We start from the raw sequence: 19,141 nt of genomic DNA on the forward strand, positions 1-19,141 counted from the left end.
AAGCAGAACGTATATGGCGATATTTGTCGAACTCATAACAACAACGCTAGGGAAAACAACGGTTCGGCACGAACGGCAAATGTCACTGATTAAAAGCAATGACAAATGTCATCGAAAGAAAAATCTGAAAACACCCAGGATAGCAAAATCACTGGTAAGACAGATCAATCAGTCGTCGAAAACCTCACGACGATCGTCAATCGGAATCGTCACGCTCACTTTTGAGCCACTCAAAGTGCGGTCTTGGCCGATAGTGAGACTGCCGGCGATTGCGCTCAGTCTGTTCGACAACGAGCTCAGGCCGTAGCCCAAACCTTGTGCGTTCTTGTTTTGATTTGCAGCGTCTACCGGTTCCATACCGATGCCGTCATCGGCAACCACCAGGGAAACCACGTTGGCACTCACCGTCACCTCGATACGTGCGCGTGTGGCCTTGGCATGCCGCACCACATTCGTCAGCGTCTCCTGCAATGCGCGATAGAGTATCGTCTTCTCGACGGTCGGCAGCCGGGAAATGTCTCCTTTGACGGCCGCTTCGACGTTGAGGGAGGTGGATGCGAAGGAATCGGCAAGCGCACGCACCGAAGCGTTGGTCAGCTGCTCGCCGAACGCTGACGGGTCAAGTGCGCGAGCCTCCTGCCGCACTTGCTGCAACGCCTCGCGGCTGGTCGTTTCGATGGCATCCAAATGACGAGCGAGTTTGGTATTTTCCGGGTCGGCACAGCGTTTCGCGCCTTGTTCCTGCAAGTGGATGGCGGAAAGGTACTGTCCGATGGAATCGTGCATTTCACTGGCCATGCGCGCCCGTTCCCGAGACAACGCAAGGTTCTCGATGACGATGGACTGACGCTCCAGCTTCACGTTTTGCATGGTCAATTGACGGATCGCCCGGCCATACAGCAGCAGCGCGACGGCCACCAGAACCGGGATGGCCATGTCGAGAAGGCTACCAACAACCGCTGAAGACACCGGCTGCGGCACCATGAAATGTGACACGGCGCGATAGACGAGGAATCCCAGCAATTCGATGCCGACCGCGATCCAGCTATAGCGCTGTGTACAGGCGAAAAGAACATCGACCGTGACCACCAGCAGCAGGTAGATCTGCCCATCCTGGTTGAACACGATCTGCGCGGCACAAATGGCAATGAGTAGCCATCCGATTGCCAATCCCGCAGTGCGTGTGGGCACCAACCTGTAGGCGCACCATACGCCCAAGGTGAACCCGATGAAGCCGAAAAACAGCAATGGTGAGCCGTACGCCGAATACGCCAGCGTCGTCACGAACGCGACAACGAAAAGAATCATGGAATAAGGAATGAATTGACGGGGGTTCCGGTGAATTTTCTCAGACAAACCATCAGAGGAATCCGCGTTATTCACGCGTCCTTTTACTCCTGGTTCCATCCGCCCAGCGAATTTTTCGCTCTGGTTTTCAGTCATGAAGCAATACCGCCAGTTCCGTACGGTTGCGCACTCCCAAAAGCGAGAAAATCGAGCTCAGATGATTGCGGACGGTTCCGGTCGACATGCAGACGGCGGCCGCAATCTCGCGATTGGTCTTGCCGGTAGCGGCCATGGAGGCGATTCGCTGATTCTCTTCGCTCAGCTCGCCAAATTCAGCGAGCGAAGACGGACTCGTGTCGGATTGACGGTCGGATTTTTCACTCCCAGACTGTTCTTCGCCTCTGGAACGCCTGCCCTGTTCAGCGATGCCGTCGCCCTGTGCCGCGACCAAACCGACCAGACGTTCCGTTTCGGCCTCGCCGAATGCCTGTCCGCCGGCTGCCACGCGACGGATCGCATCGATAATCTCATCGGCTGAGGCATCCTTGAGTAGATGTCCGGCGGCTCCGGCCTTGATGCTGGCAACCAGATTGTCATCCTCATCGAACGCGGTCAGCATGATGCTGCGGATATGCGGCGCCGACTTCCGCAATCTTGCGATCAGTTCGGAACCCGGCATTTCCGGCATGCGCGAATCGATCAAGGCCACGTCGATCTGCGGAAGCACCTGACTTTCAAGCGCCTTGCTCGGACTTTCCGTGCTGAAAAGAATCCTGAAATCATCCTCATATTCGAGAATCGATTCAATGCCCGCACGAACGAGTTCCTGGTCATCGACGATCATGAGATTGATGACAGGCGATTCGCAGCACACCGTGTCATCGCCGACCGAAGTACCGTGGCTCTCGTCGTTTTCATCGCTTGGCTCAATCAGAAAGGGCTCTGAATTCAATCTGCGGTCTCCTTGCTGCAGGACTTGTGCTGGTACTGACTTTATCAACAGCAATGACCTATTTTGCAAAATCGATTTCAACTTATGCACGTTTCGTAACATGCTGTCAGCAATCCTCAATCTGCTGAAAACAAAGGACACCGGAGTATTATCCGATGTCCTTTTGCTTGTTCAAACCGTCAAGCGTTCATTCGATTTCGCTTCGAACCATCGCTGATGAATAGTTGATTGTCTCTACTCCGCCGGAACGATGGAGACGATCTTCGGCGCCTTGACGATGACCTTGCGCGGCTCCTTGCCACCCAAACGGTCGGCCACGGCCTTCAACGCCATGTCCTTGAGCTCGTCGGGGTCGATCGAGGGGCTGACCTCGAGCTTGGCACGGACCTTGCCCTTGACTTGCACCACGGCGGTGACGGTGTCCTCGCCAACGTAACGCTCGTCGGCCTTCGGCCACGGCTCATGGGCCAGAGACTCGTCGTGACCGAGCTTCTGCCAGAGTTCCTCGCAGATGTGCGGGGCGATCGGCGAAAGCATGAGAATCAGCGGCTCGACGGCGGCGCGCGGCACAGCGTTGAGGCCGGTGAGCTTGTTGTTCAGGACGATGAGCTTGGCGATGGCGGTGTTGGGCCGCATGTTCTCCATCTCGACAGTCACGTCGGCGATGGTGTTGTTCAGCAGCTTCAGCGTCTTGGCGTCGGGAGTCTCGTCGGTCACGGTGACCTCGCCGGTGTTTTCGTCAAGGACATTGCGCCACAGCCGCTGCAGGAAGCGCATGCCGCCCACGACGTTGCGGTCGTTCCACGGACGGGACTCGTCAAGCGGGCCCATGCTCATCTCGTAGAGGCGGAACGTGTCGGCGCCGTAGCGCGCGTACATGTCGTCGGGAGTGATGATGTTCTTGAGGCTCTTGCCCATCTTGCCGAACTCGCGATTGGCATGCTGGCCGTTCCAAGTGAAGGTGGGCTCGCCGGACGCGTCGGCCGGTCCCTCCTCCACCTCGGCGGCGGGCACGTACTGGCCGCGGTCGTCGGTGTAGGCGTAGGCCTGGATCATGCCCTGGTTGAAGAGCTTGTGGAACGGTTCCGGGGAATCGACATAGCCCAGATCGAAGAGGATCTTGTGCCAGAAACGCGAGTAGAGCAGATGCAGCACCGCGTGCTCGACGCCGCCGACGTAGAGGTCCACGCCGCCGGTCTTGCCCGATTCCTGGTTGTGGTTCGGGCCCATCCAGTATTCGTATTCGTCCGAATCGACCATATGCTCGGTGTCGTTCGGATCGAGGTAGCGCATGTAATACCAGCAGGAACCGGCCCAGTTGGGCATCGTGTTGGTGTCGCGGTAGTAGGTCTTGGGGCCGTCGCCCAGGTCGAGCGTGACCTTGACCCAGTCCTCGTTGCGGCTCAACGGCGCCTCGGGATTGCTTTCGGCATCCATCGGATCGAAGGTCTTGGGGCTGTAGTCCGGCACATCGGGCAGGTTGATCGGCAGCATGGAGTCCGGCAGCAGATGCGGCACGCCGTCCTCGTCATAGACGATCGGGAACGGCTCGCCCCAGTAGCGCTGGCGGGAGAAGAGCCAGTCGCGCAGGCGGTAACTGACGGTGCCTTTGCCGACGCCTGCGGATTCGAGCCACTTGTTGACCTTGTCGATGGCGTCGTTGACGCGCAGCCCGTCAAGGCTCAGCGCATCGCCCTTGGCTGCGGTGTGCTCGGTCGAGGAGTTGATGACGATGCCATCGTGCGAGACGAACGGCGCCTTGCCTTCGTAATCGCTCAGGTTCTCACCCGAATCCGGCAGCGGTTCGACGGTATAGATAACCGGCAGCCCGAATTTAGTGGCGAAATCGTAATCGCGCTGGTCGCCGCCGGGCACCGCCATGATGGCGCCGGTGCCGTAGTCCATCAGCACATAGTCTGCGGTGAAGAGTGGCAGTTTGTCGCCGGTGATGGGGTTGACGGCATAGAGGCCGGTGAACAGACCGGTCTTCTCTCCGCCCTCGTCGACGCGGTCCTGCGCGGTCTTGGATTCGGCCGCGAGACGATAGGCCTTGATACCTTCCGCAGGTGTGGCATAGCCGCCCTTCCAGCTTTCCGGAGTGTCTTCCGGCCATGCCGCAGGAGCGTCGGCCAACAGATCATGCTCGGGCGAGACCACGGCGAAGGTGGTGCCGAAGAGTGTATCGGGACGGGTCGTGTAGATCTCCATGTCCCGCTCGCCGTTGGGGGTGGCGACTTTGAAGTGGACGGAGGCACCGTGGGATTCCCCGATCCAGTTGCGCTGCATGAGCTTGACCTTCTGGGGCCAGTCGATGATGTCAAGGTCTTCGATCAGACGGTGGCCGTAGGCGGTGATGCGCATCGACCACTGACGCAGCTCACGCTGGAAGACCGGGAAATTGCCGCGTTCGGACTTGCCCTCGGCGGTGACCTCTTCGTTGGCCAGCACCGTGCCGAGCCCCGGGCACCAGTTGACCGGCGACTTGGAGATATAGGCCAGACGGAAGTCGTTCAAGACATCGGCCTGCTCGGCTTCGGTCAGCTCGTCCCAGCCCTTGCCGGAATCCTCGAAGCCGGGGATGGCGCGTTCGCCGCTCTTGAACTGGTCGATCAGCGTGTCGATGTGGCGGGCGGAGCCTTTGCCGCCGTCAGGACGCACAAAATCGGGGTCGTACCACGCGTCGTAGATGCGAGAGAAAATCCATTGCGTCCAGCGCATGTAGCCGGGGTCGATGGTGGCAAAGGTGCGGCGGTTGTCGAAGCTCAGGCCCATGCGGTGCAGCTGACGGCGCATGTTGGCGATGTTGGCCTCGGTAGTCACCCGCGGGTGCTGGCCGGTCTGCACGGCGTACTGCTCGGCCGGAAGGCCGAACGCGTCATAACCCATGGCATGCAGCACGTTCTCGCCTTTCATGCGGTGATAGCGGCTGACGACATCGGTGGCGAGGTAGCCCAACGGATGGCCTACATGCAGGCCCTTGCCGGAAGGATACGGGAACATGTCCATCGCGAAGTAGGGGGTACGCCCATCCGCAAGTTGCCCGTTGCCGTCCCTCAGATCGCCTTTGACGTTCGCGGCCCAGAAGGTGCCCTTCTCATCCCACGTTTTCTGCCATTTTTCTTCGATATCCTGCGCCATCTGCGCGTTGTATCGGTATGACGGAACACTTGCTGTATTGGCGCTCGAAGCCGCGCCTTGCTCATTGTCGCTCATAATAAGGAATTATCGTGGCTCAACTGGACACAGGCCAGTTGATTCCCATAGGTTGGTCATGTATCCGTCAAAACAGACGCTAGCCGAAGATGCTGATTTTCAGCGCACACCAATTGAGAATGCGAGCAAAATCAGGATAATGACCCTTAAAAGCTGGTTTTCATCGCATGTTCAGACGACAACAACCCAACCCAAATCAGCGACGCATCATCGCAGCGTTGAGATCCGCTTCCGGGCTGTATCCGATGTCCTTATGCATGGTATTGGCGGCCTTCTGCCATGTGCCGTCTTTGACCATGTCGGTCAGAATCGTGTTGACCTTGCGGGTGAGCTCGCCGTTGGACGGACGTATCATGACGGCATGCCGGACCTTGGAAAGCTGTGCAATCGTTTTGGCAAGCTGCGAAGACGATGACGAATGCCCATCCCCCAGAACGGTGACATCGTGCTCGACGACACTGGAAGCAAGTCCGTACAGAATGGCCGTATCTGCCGCAACGGCGTTTGCCTCCCCCCACCAGCAACGCAGTGAGGCACTGCGGGTAAGTGTCACGTTCCTGGATTTTCACAGCCGGAATCGCAGAGGCAAGTTCGCCGCCGTCAGCCGTCCCCTTGACCGTACAGACGTTCTGATTATCCAAGGAGGATACATCGGTGAAATCATGCTGCAGCCTCGTCGGCACCAAGAGGCCCAACGGGTCGGTGAGATACGGCTTGGACGTTCCGAATTGCCGGCCGGCGTTGGATGTCGTGACAGCAGGCAATGCGGATACCAACATGTCGGCCCTGGATTCCTCCAACATGGTCACAGCCGAAGAAGCGTTCACTGGCTTGTAAACAATCTGCTTGTGTGCATAGCCGAGTTTCTGGGCCACGTAATGGGCGACCTCGATATCGAAACCGGAGTATTTGCCCTCGTGGTCGAGGCTGAGCCCAGGCTCGTCGTTCGCCACGGCAATGGCAATGGTCGGACCTTCCGGAACGTTGGTCGAGGGAGGAGTCTGGGCCGGCCCGCAAGCCGAAACCGAAAACAGCAGACCCACGCCGCACGCAACCGCAAGTGTCGATTTGAGGCACCTGCGAACGTTCCTTTTTCCCAACGATAAAGATGCTTTGAGCCTTGTCAACCGCATAGGGAAAACCTACTTGAAGAGTCTGGAGCGCGTCAGCCACCACGCCACGAGCCCGGTGATGACCATCGAGATGGCCACGACGATGAAGAAGCCCCAGCGCGAGTTGGTGAACGGCATGCCGAACATACCCTGCTGGAAGTTCATGCCGTACATCGAGAAGATCAGCGTCGGGATCGACAGGACGATGGAGATGATGGTGAAGATCCTCATCACATTGTTGAGGTTGTTGGAGACGATCGAGGCGGAGGCGTCGGTCATGTTCGCAAGGACGCCGCTGTAGATGTTCGCCATCTCGATGGCCTGCTTGTTTTCGGTGATGACGTCGTCCAGGAGGTCTTCGTCCTCGGGGTACTGCTTGATGTGGGTCAGCGAGTTGAGTTTTTCGGTCACCCTCAGCTTTTCCATCACGATTTCGTTGGATTTGAGGCTCGTGGTGAAATAGACCAAGGTCTTCGACAGTTCCAGCAGCTGCAGGATCTCGCGGTTCTGCATCGAGTGCTGGAGTTTCAGTTCGAGATTGTCGGAGCTGCGGTCGATGATGCGCAGGTAGCGCAGGTACATGGTGGCGTTGCGATAAAGAATCTGCAATACGAACCGCGTCTTCATGTAGGTGTTGAAGCCGCGGATGGTGCCTTCCATGAATGGGTGGAGCACCGGCGTGTCCTGCATGCATACGGTGATGATGGTATGGGCCGCGACGATGATGGCCAACGGGATGGTCTCATAATGGTCTCGTCCGTCGCGTTGCTCGACGGTAGGGATGTCGACGATGATCATGGTGTAATTGTCTTCGGAGTCGACGCGTGAACGTTCCTCGTCATCCAAAGGGGCACGCAGATCGGCAAGGTCGACGCCGGTCGACGAGGAAACGGTGGCGAGTTCGACGTCGGTCGGGTTCGACAAACAGACCCAGGAGCCGTTTTCCAGCTTGTTTATCTGTTCGACCTGCCCGTTGATCGTATTGAACATCCTCAACATGTCTGCCACCCGCCTTTCGCGCTATTCGCTGTACGGATCTTGCAGGAGACGCCGGCTCGTTCGCCATGCGTCCTGGCCACCGGAATGCCTGTCTTGATACGAAAGAGACAAACGGTTATTCCGGATTCCTGCTGTTAACCCAAAATTCAAGAGTAACCCTTGAGGTGGAACTTTTGGGCGTTCTTTGCGCATAGCGTTACGCGACACGCGGGCCGGTACTTGGCGCTTGCCTTCAGACGGTATCGGTGACGGGCAGCGGCTCCATCAGTTTCATACCCGGATGGCGCAGTTCCTCAGGCCCGTTGGACCAATCGGCGACCGTCGATATCGCAGGTCCGCAATTGAATTCCGCAAGCGTCCACTGATAGCTTCCGTCTGACTGGGCCCGCGGCTTGAGCGTCGACCAGTAGGCGTTGGGAATGTTGCCGAGTTCGTCCACTTCCGGATCCATGCCGAGCAGGGTCTCGACGGTCGCCGCGATGAACGACCCATGACTGACCAGCATCAGCGTGGTCGGGTTTTTGTCTTCCGCGTGTTCGTTGAGCAGTTCGAGGACCGCCTTGGCGCCTCTGGCTCCGACCTGGGTGCGGGTCTCGACGCCGTACTTGGTCTCTCCCCCTTCGTGAGCGCGCCATGAACGGTAGGCTTCGGCGTCCATCGCCTTGATTTCGGGGCGAGTCTTGCCTTCCCACTGACCGAAACTGCGTTCGCGCAGACGTTTGTCGAGCGTGACGGGCAGGCCGAGGATATCGGCAAAAGCGTGGGCCGTTTGCGAGGCGCGGAACAGGTCGCTGGAAATCACTTTCATCTTGCGTCTGCCCGCAGGAGCCTGCCGGTATTCGCTGATGTCGCTCTGTTCGGCGGCCTGTGGCCCCGGCTGCGGCAGAAGGTCGGGGTTGGCGGCCACATTGGCGACCTTCGCCCAGTAATAGCGCTTGGCAAGGTCCAGGCCTGTCTGGTCGACCTGCCATTGGCCGATGATGTCAAGCGGGACGTCAATCTGGCCCTGCAGACGGTGAACGACGTTGTAGGACGTCCTTCCGTGACGGAGCAAAATGATCTCGTCAATCATATTCACTCCGTTTCCGGGTAGCCCCTATCGTCCGACACACAGACGTGTGCCATTTCACTGTTTTCATTGTGCCGCACCCCGCCGATGAAAGGAACGCCGGCGATTGGTTTGCCGCGAGTCTATTGACGTATTTGGACGCTATCAATGGAAAACGCCGAGACACGTTGCTTTTTGCAATACGCCTACCGTACGAGAACCATTCCTATCATCCACAACGCGGCGATGGCCGTATACGGCCAGAAATGGGATTTGCTGATGGCGACGAATTCGCGGATGAAGGCCGTCGGCCAGTAGTATCCCTTGGTATGGCAGCCGATGCCGTCGGCGTTGAGCCCGATTTCGTGCGCGTATTCGCTGGCGCGGAACACATGGTAGTCGCTGGTCACCACGGCGACACGATAGGGACACGCCATGCGATTCTTCATCCGTTTGACACGTCCTGGCCTGCCTTCAGAAAGTGAGGAAGAAGGAAGCGATACATCCTGATTATTTCCACCATTTCCAGAAGCTACAGAATCACCGGACGAAGCCTGCTTTTGTGGCGTAATCGTATCGCTCAAGCCACAACGTTCATCCATAATCACTTTAGAATTTCGCAAATTCTCCAAGGTGGTGGTCGATCGGTCTTCTTTGATGATTTTGTCTCCCGGCACTCCCCGTTCCTCTACCAGATATCGTTTCATCGCTTCGGCTTCGCTGATTTCCTCGTCGGCGCCCTGACCACCTGAGACGATGAACAGGCCGTGGTTATGCTGCCGATTCCATAAATCAACGGCTTTGTCGATACGCCCGCGCAAGAGCGGAGTGGGCTTGGTACCTTGCAGACCAGCTCCGAGAATAATGATGTAATCATATTTTCTGCGTCTCGGCAGTATTCGGTAAATGGTGGAATAGAGCAACAATGCAGCGAACGTGAAGAAGAACCAAAGACCTTCTAACGCGATCAGCAAGCCGATACCTTTGCCCCAGCGAGGCGCATTGAAATAAAAGGTCAGCGGATAAACGGCCACGCACACCATCATTACAAGCGCAAACAATGCAGGCAATAGGGTGGAAAGCGAGAACCCTTCATGACGGACGACAATCACGGTATTGATCAGCAAAAACCCGACGACGACGACCGGCGTGAACACTGCCACCAGCACAATCGGGATGAACGCCCAATCCCGCCAGAAATCGAGCATCAGCGCACTTGAAAGGCACAGCACGAACAAGGCAAGCCATATCGCGTTGCGGAAGCGGCGCGGCTCTTGGATGACGGAGAAGACGAGCAGCAGGCCGAACAATACGGCAGGCCCGTACAATAACGCCGTCTGCCACCAATCGGTCATCGTTGTTCTCCCCTATGTCCCATTCGCATGTTTTCTGCGTCCATCCCGGCTGTCCTTGCATTGTGTCCAGACAACGCAGGAACGGCCGAAAACCTGACCCGTGCCTTTCAGACCTTGCGCTCGTTGATGTCGGCGAGGCCGCTGATGTCGCTTGCGTAGAAGCGCGACAGGTCGCCGGCGAATTTCCTAATGCTTTCGGGCGCGGTGTAGAGCATGTGCCCGGCCGGATAGTAGGTGAACGCCACGTTGCCGCGCAATGGCTTGGGCAGGGCCATGTGGTCGATGTCGTATTCGGTCTGGTTGAACGGTGTGCACAGGTCGTAGATGCCGTTGCCGATCATGACCTTGAGCGTCGGTTCATGCGCGATGGCGGCGGCGAGGTCGGCGGTGACCGTCGGGAACGGGATGTGTGCGCCCCACGACGTCTTCGCACCTTGCGGCAGGGTGTGCCACCACGTCCATCCTTTGCCGGGTTCGGTGGAGTTCCAGTCGAAATCGGCGTATCCACGGCGTTCCTCAATGCCGTCCCAGCCGAGTTCGTCGCGCAGATAGGCATTGGCGACGCTGGAATAGGCCGGGTCGAGGAAGCTGTCGTCGACCACGAACGTCTCTTCCTGGGCGGTGCGGTCGAGGTCGTAGCCTTTGCTCCTTCCGTCGTAACGGCCGACGATCATGCCGGTGTCGTTGCCGCTATCGTGGCGCAGCAGCTCCTTGCGGAACCGCATGTCGAGCACGCGCAGGTCGGAATCGTAGACGTATTGCTCGCTCAGCCCGGTCAGTTCGGCATAACGTTTGGCGACATTGCGTTTCGTGATCTCATCGATGCCGTCGCCTTGGGCCAAAGCCGCACGAAGCGGACCGTTGGCGAATTCGCGGGCGGCATTGAGATGCGTTTCTATATCCACGTTTTGGCCGGCCTTGCCGTGGTAGTGTGCCACGGTGGCATAGGTCGGAAAATAGCCGATATAGAACTGGTCGGAGGTGTCGAAGGTATAAGCGTAATCGAGGATGTTGGAAATCAGAACCAGCCCGTTGAGCGCCACACCGTCTTGTTGCAGACGATACGACAGGGCCGCGCCGCGCGTGGTGCCATAGGATTCGCCCAGCACATATTTCGGAGAATTCCAACGGTCAAAGCGGGTCAGATAGGCACGGATGAACGCGCTGAAACCCTTGACGTCGCCGTCTACCGAATACAGCTCCTTCTTAGCCTTTTCGGCGATCTGCGAGAATCCTGTACCCGGGGCGTCGATGAAGACGATGTCCGAATACGGCAGCATCGTGTAAGGATTGTCTTTGAAGCCGTATGGAGCGGCAGGGACCGGGGCCGCGTCCGGGATATCGATGCGCTTGGGACCCAACGATCCCATCATCAAAAACGTCGAGGACGAGCCGGGGCCGCCGTTGAAGATAAACGTGACCGGACGGGTGGTGTCGGTTTTGCCGTGCTCGTCGGTCAGTTCGAAAGCCGCGTAGAAGTCGCTGGCCGCAGGCTTGACTTCCTTGGTGTCGATGGTGATGGAGCCGACGGTCGCCCGATAATGCAGCGTTTCTCCGTTGAGTTCCATCGTGTGGTGCGTCCTGCGTTCGCCGGTCGGCCGGATTTCCGGCTTCGGTGTTTGTTCGGTTGACGCGCTTTTAGCACCTGCAGATTCAGGGGATAATGCTTCCTCGCTCATATTGCAACTCCTTTGGAATGAATGTTCATCTTCTTCCAGCCTAACGCAGAGGCGTCTCTTTGGCGTGCAAGTTGCGGAACAACGGGAATGGATATTGAAGTTGAGAAAGAAAAAGGCTTCTGAGAAATTCTCAGAAGCCTTACCCGTGGAGCTAGGGAGATTCGAACTCCCGACCCCCTCCATGCCATGGAGATGCGCTACCAGCTGCGCCATAGCCCCGGTCTTGTTTAAGTTATCGCTCCTTGCGAAGCCTTAGATACTTTACAACAAACTCCGCAAATGACCAAATCGGCGTGTCGTTGAGGGCTATTGAGTCTGAATAAGACCATGATTTTCGCCTTATTTATCGAGCCCGATGCAAGCCGGGAACTAAATAATCGAAGCAACGAAATACCTCAGACAACAAAGCTGAACAGGGAAACCGGGTTGGTAGCACCACCATTGTTTGCAACCCGGTTATCCTCGTTTCACTTCATCATATTCACTTCGTGGTGCCGGGAGTCGTTCCAGTCCCACCGTTTCCCGACTGGGAGCCGGAAGTCGAGCCGGATTCGTTGCCGCCTGTACCGGTGCCTCCGGAAGTCGAGCCGTTTGTGGAGCCTGAATCCGTCGAACCGTTGCCGGTGTTGGTGCCACTGTTCGACGAGTCTGTGGAACCGCTGCCGGAACTGTTCGAATCCGAACCCGTGCCGCCGCCGGTGGAGCCTGAAGTGGTGTTGCCGGAATTATTACTGCTGCTTGAATTCCCGGAGTTGCTGCTGGTTCCCGTTCCGTTGGAGGTCGAACCGCTCTGCGTACCGGAATCGGAAGTTGAGCCGGAGTTGTTCTGATTGGTCGTAGTGTTGTTGCCCTGGGTGTTCCTGTCGGTTTTCTCGCTGCCATCGGTCGATGTCTTTCCGGAATCTTCTTGCTGCTGTTTCGGATTCTTGATCGTCGAATTGGTGACGATATTGCGCACTACATGATCGGTGCCCTCTCCCTTGGTGACCAGCGAAATCACGCCTGCGGTAATGCCCACCGCAACCAAAGCGCTGACGACAGCAACGACGATGGCCAGGCGCTTGTAGCGCTTCTGTTTCGACGAATCGAACACGCGGATATGGCCATCACTCTGGCCCGGACCGCCCTTGAGCTTTTTGCTGGTCCCGGTTGCCGACTTCCCCTGTTGCTTTTGGCCGACTGGCGGCATCGCCGTCGTCTCGCCCGAAGCCGAGGGTGTCAAAATCTGGGTGGCATCACTTTTGATTGTATCCTTGCCGTTTTCGACAACGGTCTTATCGCTCTCGTTCTTGCCGTTGCCGGGAGCGCTCGTGTCGCCTTGGACGTTGCCGCTGGCCAAAGTCTTGGTTGCGTCTTTTGCTCCGGTCCAGGTTCTATTTTCTCCGTTCGGGCCAAAGCCGCCAATCTGGGCGAAGTCCCGTCCATACGCAGTACCGGCGTGCCGTGGAAGCTTTGCACTGCGACCGGATTCGTCAGCTGTCCGTGATGCCGCGCATCGGAACCTATCACCCTCGTTTCGTCATCAGAGCCGGCACCGACCGCATCTTGCTGCGCCGTGTCATCATCCTGAGGCAAATTCTCCTGTAGTCTCTTACCGGATTCCTTGAGCACATTCTGGTAGATCTGCGAGGCGACAGCCGAGACAATGGAGCCGACAGCCACGCCGATTACGGATCCGGCAATGCCGATCTTCGCCGACAACAGGAACGAAGTGACCGCAGCAAGCGCACCCGCTATGATCTGCGAGACCGAAATCCCCTTGAAAAAATTCTTCATAAACTATAAGGATAACGAGAGGAAATCGGAAAAAGCTTAAAACGTGCAAAACCTCGCCGAACGCTTACAGGTAGGTGGCTAATAATAGCGAAGCTTTGGCAACAGTGAACGAAAGTGTCGAATTGTAAAAGAATTTCACTTATACGAAGTCATATCGGATGTCGCATTGCCCATGGCAAAGAGAGAAAACCGACGTGGTTTCGTGGCCTTTTCCGGTCTTCACAACCGGCAAAAATTTACTTTTTGCGCCGGTCAGACGCCCAGTCTTCCACGCGACGGAAAAGATTGACGATCACCCGACGATGCACAATCGACATAAGCACCGCAATGAAAATCAACGCGAAACCGACCAAGGTCGACAGGGTCAACATCGACCCCCAGAACAGTATGGAAAACAGTTCGGAGAACAGGCTTTCGGTGCACATGACGACGGATGCAGACGAAGCGGAAACATGAGCCAAGCCGATATTCTGCATCAGCTGAGCCAAAGTGGTGGCCCCTATGAACAGGTAAAGAAAACTTACGATGATTTTCGGTTCCAGCCACGAGGCGTTGGGAGCAGGTTCGGTGAGAATCGCACCGATGAGGAACAGGACGCAGGCGACGGCGAACTGGACGAAGGTAATCGCAATCGCGTTGTATTTCTTGGAATAGATGCCGAGATACGTCAGGTTGAACGAGAAGACGGCGGCACAGGCGATGGTCATCCAGTCCCCGACGTGAGGGAAAGCGAAAAGCCGCCCGGTTTCAGCGAGACGAAACCGACGCCGATCAGGCAAATCACCCCTGCGATGATGTTGATGTTATGCGGCCTGTTTTTGGTGGCCAGCCAGGCGGCGAAGGGCGTGAGGACACAGTAGGAAGCCGTCAGAAAGGCGCTCCTGCCAGGGTCGATCGTCAGCAGCCCCTTGGTTTGCAGAACCATCGTCCCCCAGTAGGTGACTCCGACAACGACGGCAGGGACAAGAATCGACTTGTTGAGCGCGGGAACAATGCTTTTGCGGAAAAGCAGGAACATGATGAGACACGCGCCGCCGGTACGCATGGCCATCAGCCATTGCGGCGTGATCGCCGCCATCGCGACCTTGGCGACCAGATAGCTGCCTCCCCAAAGCGCGGCGCAACACAACAGCATGAGCCTGGCGAGATTGGGTGGGAAGTTACGGGAAAGACGGCTACGCAGGCCCTGGAAGCCACGTCGGCCAGTGCCTTTCGACGAAAGATAGGCGGCAAACGAATGGGCCATGTCCCTCTCCCTCTTGTGTTCCTGACATGTTCTCGCGCGTATCGCCTAAACGTGCCGGCACTCTCCGCAACTTCTGTCAGCAGCCAAGGCTTATAGGCTCGGGACGGCTACGTTTCTCTTCGTATCCGGCACATACATCGCACATCGGCCAAGCCGTGTTGACAGACATTGCCATCAAATATGTTGATATCTAAATTAGGTCATAAACTTCCTGCGACACGCCTAGAAATACAATGAAATCAAGGAGGCTCAAACATTTCACGCGTTGATTACATTTTGCTTTTCTTCGACCAGGATTTACGGGCTTGACCGACCCGCAAAATCTTTCTGCAATGCATTATTCGTTGACCGGATATCCGCAAGACCGAAATTTTCGCGGTGAGCAACGTCACACAATTTCGCTAGTGAAAGCGGTGCTGAGGACCTAAGATGGAAACGTATAGAAAGCAGTTCGAACGAAAGGACAGCATTATGGCTACACTTACCCCGGAAATGAAGGAATTCATCAACAACAACCTCGCGTGGATCACCACCGTCAGCAAGGACGGGCAGCTCGACCTCGGCCCCAAGATGTCGATGTTCGTGCTCGATGACAATCACCTCGCCTATCACGAGCGCACCGCCGGCCAGCATTACAAGAACCTTGAGGACGGCAGCCCGCTGGTGATCTGCTTCGCCAACCTCGAAAGCAAGAAGGGCTACCGCTTCCGCGGCAACGTGACCCTGCACTCCGACGACGCCATCTACGACGAGCAGGTCAAGGTCGCCGAAGAGAAGGGCACCAAGAAGCCCGCCACCATCCCGGTGCTCGAGATCACCGAGATCGACGATCTCTCCGCCGGCGCCAAGGCCGGCACCACCATCAGCAAGGACTGATTGCTCGCTGGAATGACTGAAAGACAGTAATTTCGATTATCTATTCTTTGAGGGTCTCCACAACCGGAGGCCCTCGTTTTGTATGCTTGATAGGTCGTATATGCGCTAAAGGGGCGAAAATGTGCCGTAGGTTTTCATTGGATCTTGATTGAACGCCATAGGCAGCGAATTTGAGGTGGATGGAGAGGATATCGAGACCCCAACATTGCCCGCCCGCACTTTTCGCGTTGAACCAAAACAAAAAATCGCCGTCATTGCAACTGACAGCAGAGGAGAACGACATCTGCGTGGCGGCTATTGGTCACTGATCCCGTCCTGGAGCAAAAGCCCACGGCTTGATTACCCCACCTATAACACTCGCATGGAATCCGCAGCGTCGAGGCCGACATTCAAGGATTCGATGCGCTCGTGTGCCGAGCCATCATTCCCGCTGCCGGTTATTTCGAGTTCAAAGGAAAGCGGCCGTTTTATTTTCATTCGCCTGATAACGAGACGCTTGCCATGGCCGGTCTATACTCATGGTGGCGCGCAAACGCAGGTTCCCTATGGCTGCTGACGGCTACTGTCATGACTTGCGCAGCAACTGGGGACGCGGCAAAAATCCATGACCGCATGCCGTTGCTTGTTGCACAGGATATGACCGAACAATGGCTCGATCGCAACGTGGACGGCTCCGCAATCATTTCTGATATCCATAACGAGGGCCTGCCTATATCCAAAAATCTTGATTATTACGAAACAGCCGAGCCGAAACAGGGCGAGGACGGACCGCGGTGCGTTCAGCCGCTCGAAAAGGTCGTTCCGCTGAGTCTCTTCTGAAATTCCCGACTTGAAGAAGAGAGCGTTTATCAGCTCTCGGCGCATCCTCTTCTCAGCAAGCCGAAAACAGGTACCGTTTCCGTTCCCTCGCGAGACAATGGAAGCGAAGGGCTATCAACCTGTAACAAGTCTTCACATAACGAAAGGAATCAACAGTTATGGCAGCAAATCGTATCAATATAGGCCAAAGCGATCTCAAGGTCTTCCCGCTGGTCTTGGGAGGCAACACCTTCGGCTGGACCAGCGACGACAAGACCAGCGACGCAGTGCTCGACAAGTACGTTGAGGCAGGCGGCAATTTCGTGGATACCGCTGATGTCTATTCGGCCTGGGTCCCGGGCCATTCCGGAGGCGAATCGGAAATCGTGCTCGGTCGCTGGCTCGCCACGCACAAGAACCGCGGCGATATGGTCATCGCCACCAAGGTGAGCGAACACCCGCAATATCAAGGACTCTCGGCCAAAAATATCGCCGCAGCCGCCGACGAATCGTTGCTGCGTTTGGGAACCGATTATATCGACCTCTACTACGCGCATTTCGATCATGAGGATACACCGTTGGAAGAGACCGTCGAAGCCTTCGACAAACTGGTCAAGTCCGGCAAGGTCCGCGCCATCGGCATCTCCAACTATTCGACCGATCGCATCGAAGAATGGTTCAAGATCGCGCGCGAAAACGGCTATACCTTGCCAGTCGCTCTCGAACCGCAATACAACCTCGTCTCCCGTGGAAACTACGAGAAGAACCTGGCTCCTGTCGCCAAGCGCGAACAGCTTTCGGTATTCCCCTACTTTGCGCTGGCCGCCGGCTTCCTGACCGGCAAATACCGTTCTGCCGCAGACGCCGAAGGCAAGGCACGTCAGGGCATGGTCGCCGATTACCTCACCCCGGATGGTTTCGCACTGATCGATGCGCTCGATAAGGTCGCGAAGGCCCACAACGTCGCCATCGCCACTGTCTCGCTCGCCTGGCTGCGCCATCGTCCACAGGTCGCCGCTCCGATCGTCTCGGCCCGCATACCGGAACAACTGCCCGATCTGCTCGCCTCCAGCATGCTGATGCTAACCGATGCCGAGGTCGAGGCACTCAACAAGGCCTCGGAGCCGTTTGCCAAGTAATGTAATTCAATTCGGCCGGAAATATATTCCGTCTTTAACTGAATACAGTAATTCCCATCCTGATTTCACCAATCATGGATGGAAATTACTGTATTACGAAGCATGGTGCTCGATATGCAGCAATGCCTTGTTGATGTCCTCTTCATAGATATCGGCGTGCGGAGTCTCGTCGAGATTCATATCGACATGCAGTTTGGCACTGCCGTCGCGGGCTTTGACATCATAGGCGTAATGCCGGTTTTCAAGCAAGGTCGGCTCCGTAGTGGCGTCGATCATCCACGGTCGCGAGCTTCTGATGGCGGCCAGTTGACCGGTGAGCCGGTACATCCATTCGCCATCGCTCGCCAGGTTTTCCGGTGTTTCCGGATATTCGGGACGAACGATGTCATCACCGCCGACACCGTCGGTTTTGTCTCCCGACATCGCCCGTTCGTCGCCGTAATAGACCGAGGGTGTACCGCCGACCGTGAAAAGGATCACAGCCGCCAATGCGAGCTTTTCCTCGTCCTGAATCTGGCTGGCGATCCTGGTGACATCGTGGTTGCCGATGAAGGTCTGGGGTATGAAGGTATCCAGGAAAGCGTCATGGCGTTTGAGACACCAGTCGAGCTCGAAGAAATTGCCGTCTTTAAGGCTGCTCCATATCGCTTTCCACAGTTCGTACTGGGTGACGGTGTCGACGGTGGAGTCGTGTACGAACTGTGGATAGTCGCTCTGTATCGCCTCGCCCATGAACCAGGCATCGGGAATCTCACGGCGTACGCGCGGCAGGACTGTTGCCCAGAATGATGTCGGCACCGTTGTGGCCGCGTCCAAACGCCAGGCATCCACGCCACGCCGCATCCAATGGGTCATCACATCGGTCACCAGAGCGGCGACGCGGGGCGCATCGTGGTTGAACGCCGGCAAGATGGCATGACCCTCGAATTTTGCATAATCAAGTGTCCCGTCCTGCGCCGCAGAGAAGCTGAACATGTCATCGCTGTCGTGCCCGACGGGTTTGCCGGCCTTCATCTTGTCTTGCGCTTCTTTTCGTTCGTTGGAACTCCGGGAAGTCCCTGCCGACATGGTTGAAGACACCGTCGAGCATCAATGCGATGTCGCGTTCGTGGCAGGCTTCGACCAGACGCCCGAACGTCTCGTCATCGCCGAGTCTCGGGTCGATCCTGTAGAAATCGATGGTGTCATAGCCGTGGGTGTCCGAATCGAAAACGGGACCGAGCAAAAGGCCGTTGCAGCCCATCCCCTTCATATAATCCAGCCAATTGATCAGGCGCTCGAGCCTGGGCTTTCTTTGACGTTGGGCATCAGATTGCGGGCGGACGGGAGCTCCGCAGAAACCCAAAGGATAAACCTGCCACCAGATTCTACGGCTCATTTCATTCATCTCATGCCTCGTTTCGTGCCAGGCCCGCTGTCGTGCCGTTATCGACTTTTAACCTTACCAGCAGAAAGTGAATCAGGCAGAGCTTTAATCGTGTTCACCAGTCGCCTAAATGTATTGCACTCATTGACCTGCCGTCACGAAGCACACACTTTCCAGTCGACAGAGGAATTTTTTTGATAATGCGATAATCATATATAAGGGATAATAAAAGCCGTCGAAACGCTTTTACACGACGACGGCTTTTATCTTGGTGCAGGCGCCCTGCTCAATTCCA

Annotated in this window: 17 protein-coding genes, 1 tRNA gene and 2 pseudogenes; 5 read left to right on the forward strand and 15 right to left on the reverse strand. The window is 56.6% G+C overall.

Annotated features, from left to right (window positions below):
• Positions 1-168 precede the first annotated feature (168 nt).
• From OZX74_RS04950 to OZX74_RS04965, 4 genes are all read right to left on the reverse strand, one after another.
• Positions 169-1,308 (reverse strand): sensor histidine kinase, encoded by a 1,140-nt coding sequence (locus OZX74_RS04950; protein WP_277155887.1) that lies wholly within the window; start codon positions 1,306-1,308, stop codon positions 169-171.
• Positions 1,309-1,435: 127 nt separating this feature from the next.
• A complete protein-coding gene (locus OZX74_RS04955) occupies positions 1,436-2,239 on the reverse strand; it encodes a response regulator transcription factor (protein ID WP_277155888.1) in 804 nt (267 codons plus the stop codon).
• A gap of 234 nt (positions 2,240-2,473) precedes the next feature.
• Entirely contained in the window at positions 2,474-5,452 is a 2,979-nt protein-coding gene (gene leuS, locus OZX74_RS04960) for a leucine--tRNA ligase (RefSeq protein WP_277155889.1), read from the reverse strand.
• Positions 5,453-5,648: 196 nt separating this feature from the next.
• Positions 5,649-6,005 carry a hypothetical protein gene (locus tag OZX74_RS04965; protein ID WP_277155890.1) on the reverse strand — a complete coding sequence of 119 codons (357 nt, stop codon included), beginning with the start codon at positions 6,003-6,005 and terminating at the stop codon, positions 5,649-5,651.
• Between the two features lie 101 nt (positions 6,006-6,106).
• On the opposite strand from OZX74_RS04965, the gene OZX74_RS04970 reads away from it, so the two are divergent.
• Positions 6,107-6,289: a hypothetical protein gene (locus OZX74_RS04970; protein WP_277155891.1), complete on the forward strand. Its 183-nt coding sequence runs from the start codon at positions 6,107-6,109 to the stop codon at positions 6,287-6,289.
• Between the two features lie 305 nt (positions 6,290-6,594).
• Here OZX74_RS04970 and OZX74_RS04975 read toward each other — a convergent pair whose 3' ends face one another.
• The 9 genes and pseudogenes from OZX74_RS04975 to OZX74_RS05015 form a co-directional block, all read right to left on the reverse strand.
• Entirely contained in the window at positions 6,595-7,563 is a 969-nt protein-coding gene (locus tag OZX74_RS04975; RefSeq protein ID WP_277155892.1) for a magnesium transporter CorA family protein, read from the reverse strand.
• A gap of 232 nt (positions 7,564-7,795) precedes the next feature.
• A complete protein-coding gene (locus OZX74_RS04980) occupies positions 7,796-8,635 on the reverse strand; it encodes a histidine phosphatase family protein (RefSeq protein WP_277155893.1) in 840 nt (279 codons plus the stop codon).
• A gap of 182 nt (positions 8,636-8,817) precedes the next feature.
• A complete protein-coding gene (locus OZX74_RS04985; protein WP_277155894.1) occupies positions 8,818-9,819 on the reverse strand; it encodes a YdcF family protein in 1,002 nt (333 codons plus the stop codon).
• Between the two features lie 254 nt (positions 9,820-10,073).
• The gene (locus OZX74_RS04990; RefSeq protein WP_277155895.1) at positions 10,074-11,645 is read right to left on the reverse strand and encodes a carboxypeptidase; all 1,572 of its coding nucleotides are present in this window, start codon (positions 11,643-11,645) and stop codon (positions 10,074-10,076) included.
• 146 nt (positions 11,646-11,791) lie between these two features.
• Positions 11,792-11,864, reverse strand: a tRNA-Ala gene (locus OZX74_RS04995).
• 262 nt (positions 11,865-12,126) lie between these two features.
• Positions 12,127-12,984, reverse strand: a complete 858-nt coding sequence (locus tag OZX74_RS05000; RefSeq protein ID WP_277155896.1) for a hypothetical protein — start codon at positions 12,982-12,984, stop codon at positions 12,127-12,129.
• A gap of 242 nt (positions 12,985-13,226) precedes the next feature.
• Positions 13,227-13,421: pseudogene (locus tag OZX74_RS05005) on the reverse strand (hypothetical protein); the annotation flags it as partial.
• A gap of 236 nt (positions 13,422-13,657) precedes the next feature.
• Positions 13,658-14,128 carry a DMT family transporter gene (locus tag OZX74_RS05010; protein ID WP_277155897.1) on the reverse strand — a complete coding sequence of 157 codons (471 nt, stop codon included), beginning with the start codon at positions 14,126-14,128 and terminating at the stop codon, positions 13,658-13,660.
• Positions 14,125-14,667: a DMT family transporter gene (locus OZX74_RS05015; RefSeq protein ID WP_277155898.1), complete on the reverse strand. Its 543-nt coding sequence runs from the start codon at positions 14,665-14,667 to the stop codon at positions 14,125-14,127. The genes OZX74_RS05010 and OZX74_RS05015 overlap by 4 nt, the downstream gene beginning before the upstream one ends.
• Positions 14,668-15,138: 471 nt before the next feature.
• Here OZX74_RS05015 and OZX74_RS05020 point away from each other — a divergent pair, with 471 nt between their 5' ends.
• From OZX74_RS05020 to OZX74_RS05035, 4 genes and pseudogenes are all read left to right on the forward strand, one after another.
• Positions 15,139-15,543 carry a pyridoxamine 5'-phosphate oxidase family protein gene (locus OZX74_RS05020; protein WP_277155899.1) on the forward strand — a complete coding sequence of 135 codons (405 nt, stop codon included), beginning with the start codon at positions 15,139-15,141 and terminating at the stop codon, positions 15,541-15,543.
• Between the two features lie 175 nt (positions 15,544-15,718).
• Positions 15,719-15,892 (forward strand): annotated as a pseudogene (locus OZX74_RS05025) (SOS response-associated peptidase); the annotation flags it as partial.
• Positions 15,893-15,951: 59 nt separating this feature from the next.
• Positions 15,952-16,362: an SOS response-associated peptidase family protein gene (locus tag OZX74_RS05030; protein ID WP_277155900.1), complete on the forward strand. Its 411-nt coding sequence runs from the start codon at positions 15,952-15,954 to the stop codon at positions 16,360-16,362.
• A gap of 158 nt (positions 16,363-16,520) precedes the next feature.
• The gene (locus tag OZX74_RS05035; RefSeq protein WP_277155901.1) at positions 16,521-17,480 is read left to right on the forward strand and encodes an aldo/keto reductase; all 960 of its coding nucleotides are present in this window, start codon (positions 16,521-16,523) and stop codon (positions 17,478-17,480) included.
• Positions 17,481-17,573: 93 nt separating this feature from the next.
• On the opposite strand, the gene OZX74_RS05040 is transcribed toward OZX74_RS05035, so the two are convergent.
• Both OZX74_RS05040 and OZX74_RS05045 read right to left on the reverse strand, forming a co-directional pair.
• Positions 17,574-18,494: an alpha-amylase family glycosyl hydrolase gene (locus OZX74_RS05040; protein WP_277155902.1), complete on the reverse strand. Its 921-nt coding sequence runs from the start codon at positions 18,492-18,494 to the stop codon at positions 17,574-17,576.
• The gene (locus OZX74_RS05045; protein ID WP_277155903.1) at positions 18,457-18,867 is read right to left on the reverse strand and encodes an alpha-amylase family glycosyl hydrolase; all 411 of its coding nucleotides are present in this window, start codon (positions 18,865-18,867) and stop codon (positions 18,457-18,459) included. The genes OZX74_RS05040 and OZX74_RS05045 overlap by 38 nt, the downstream gene beginning before the upstream one ends.
• Positions 18,868-19,141 lie beyond the last annotated feature (274 nt).

The sequence above is a fragment of the Bifidobacterium sp. ESL0798 genome (genome assembly GCF_029395415.1).
Lineage (GTDB): Bacteria > Actinomycetota > Actinomycetes > Actinomycetales > Bifidobacteriaceae > Bifidobacterium.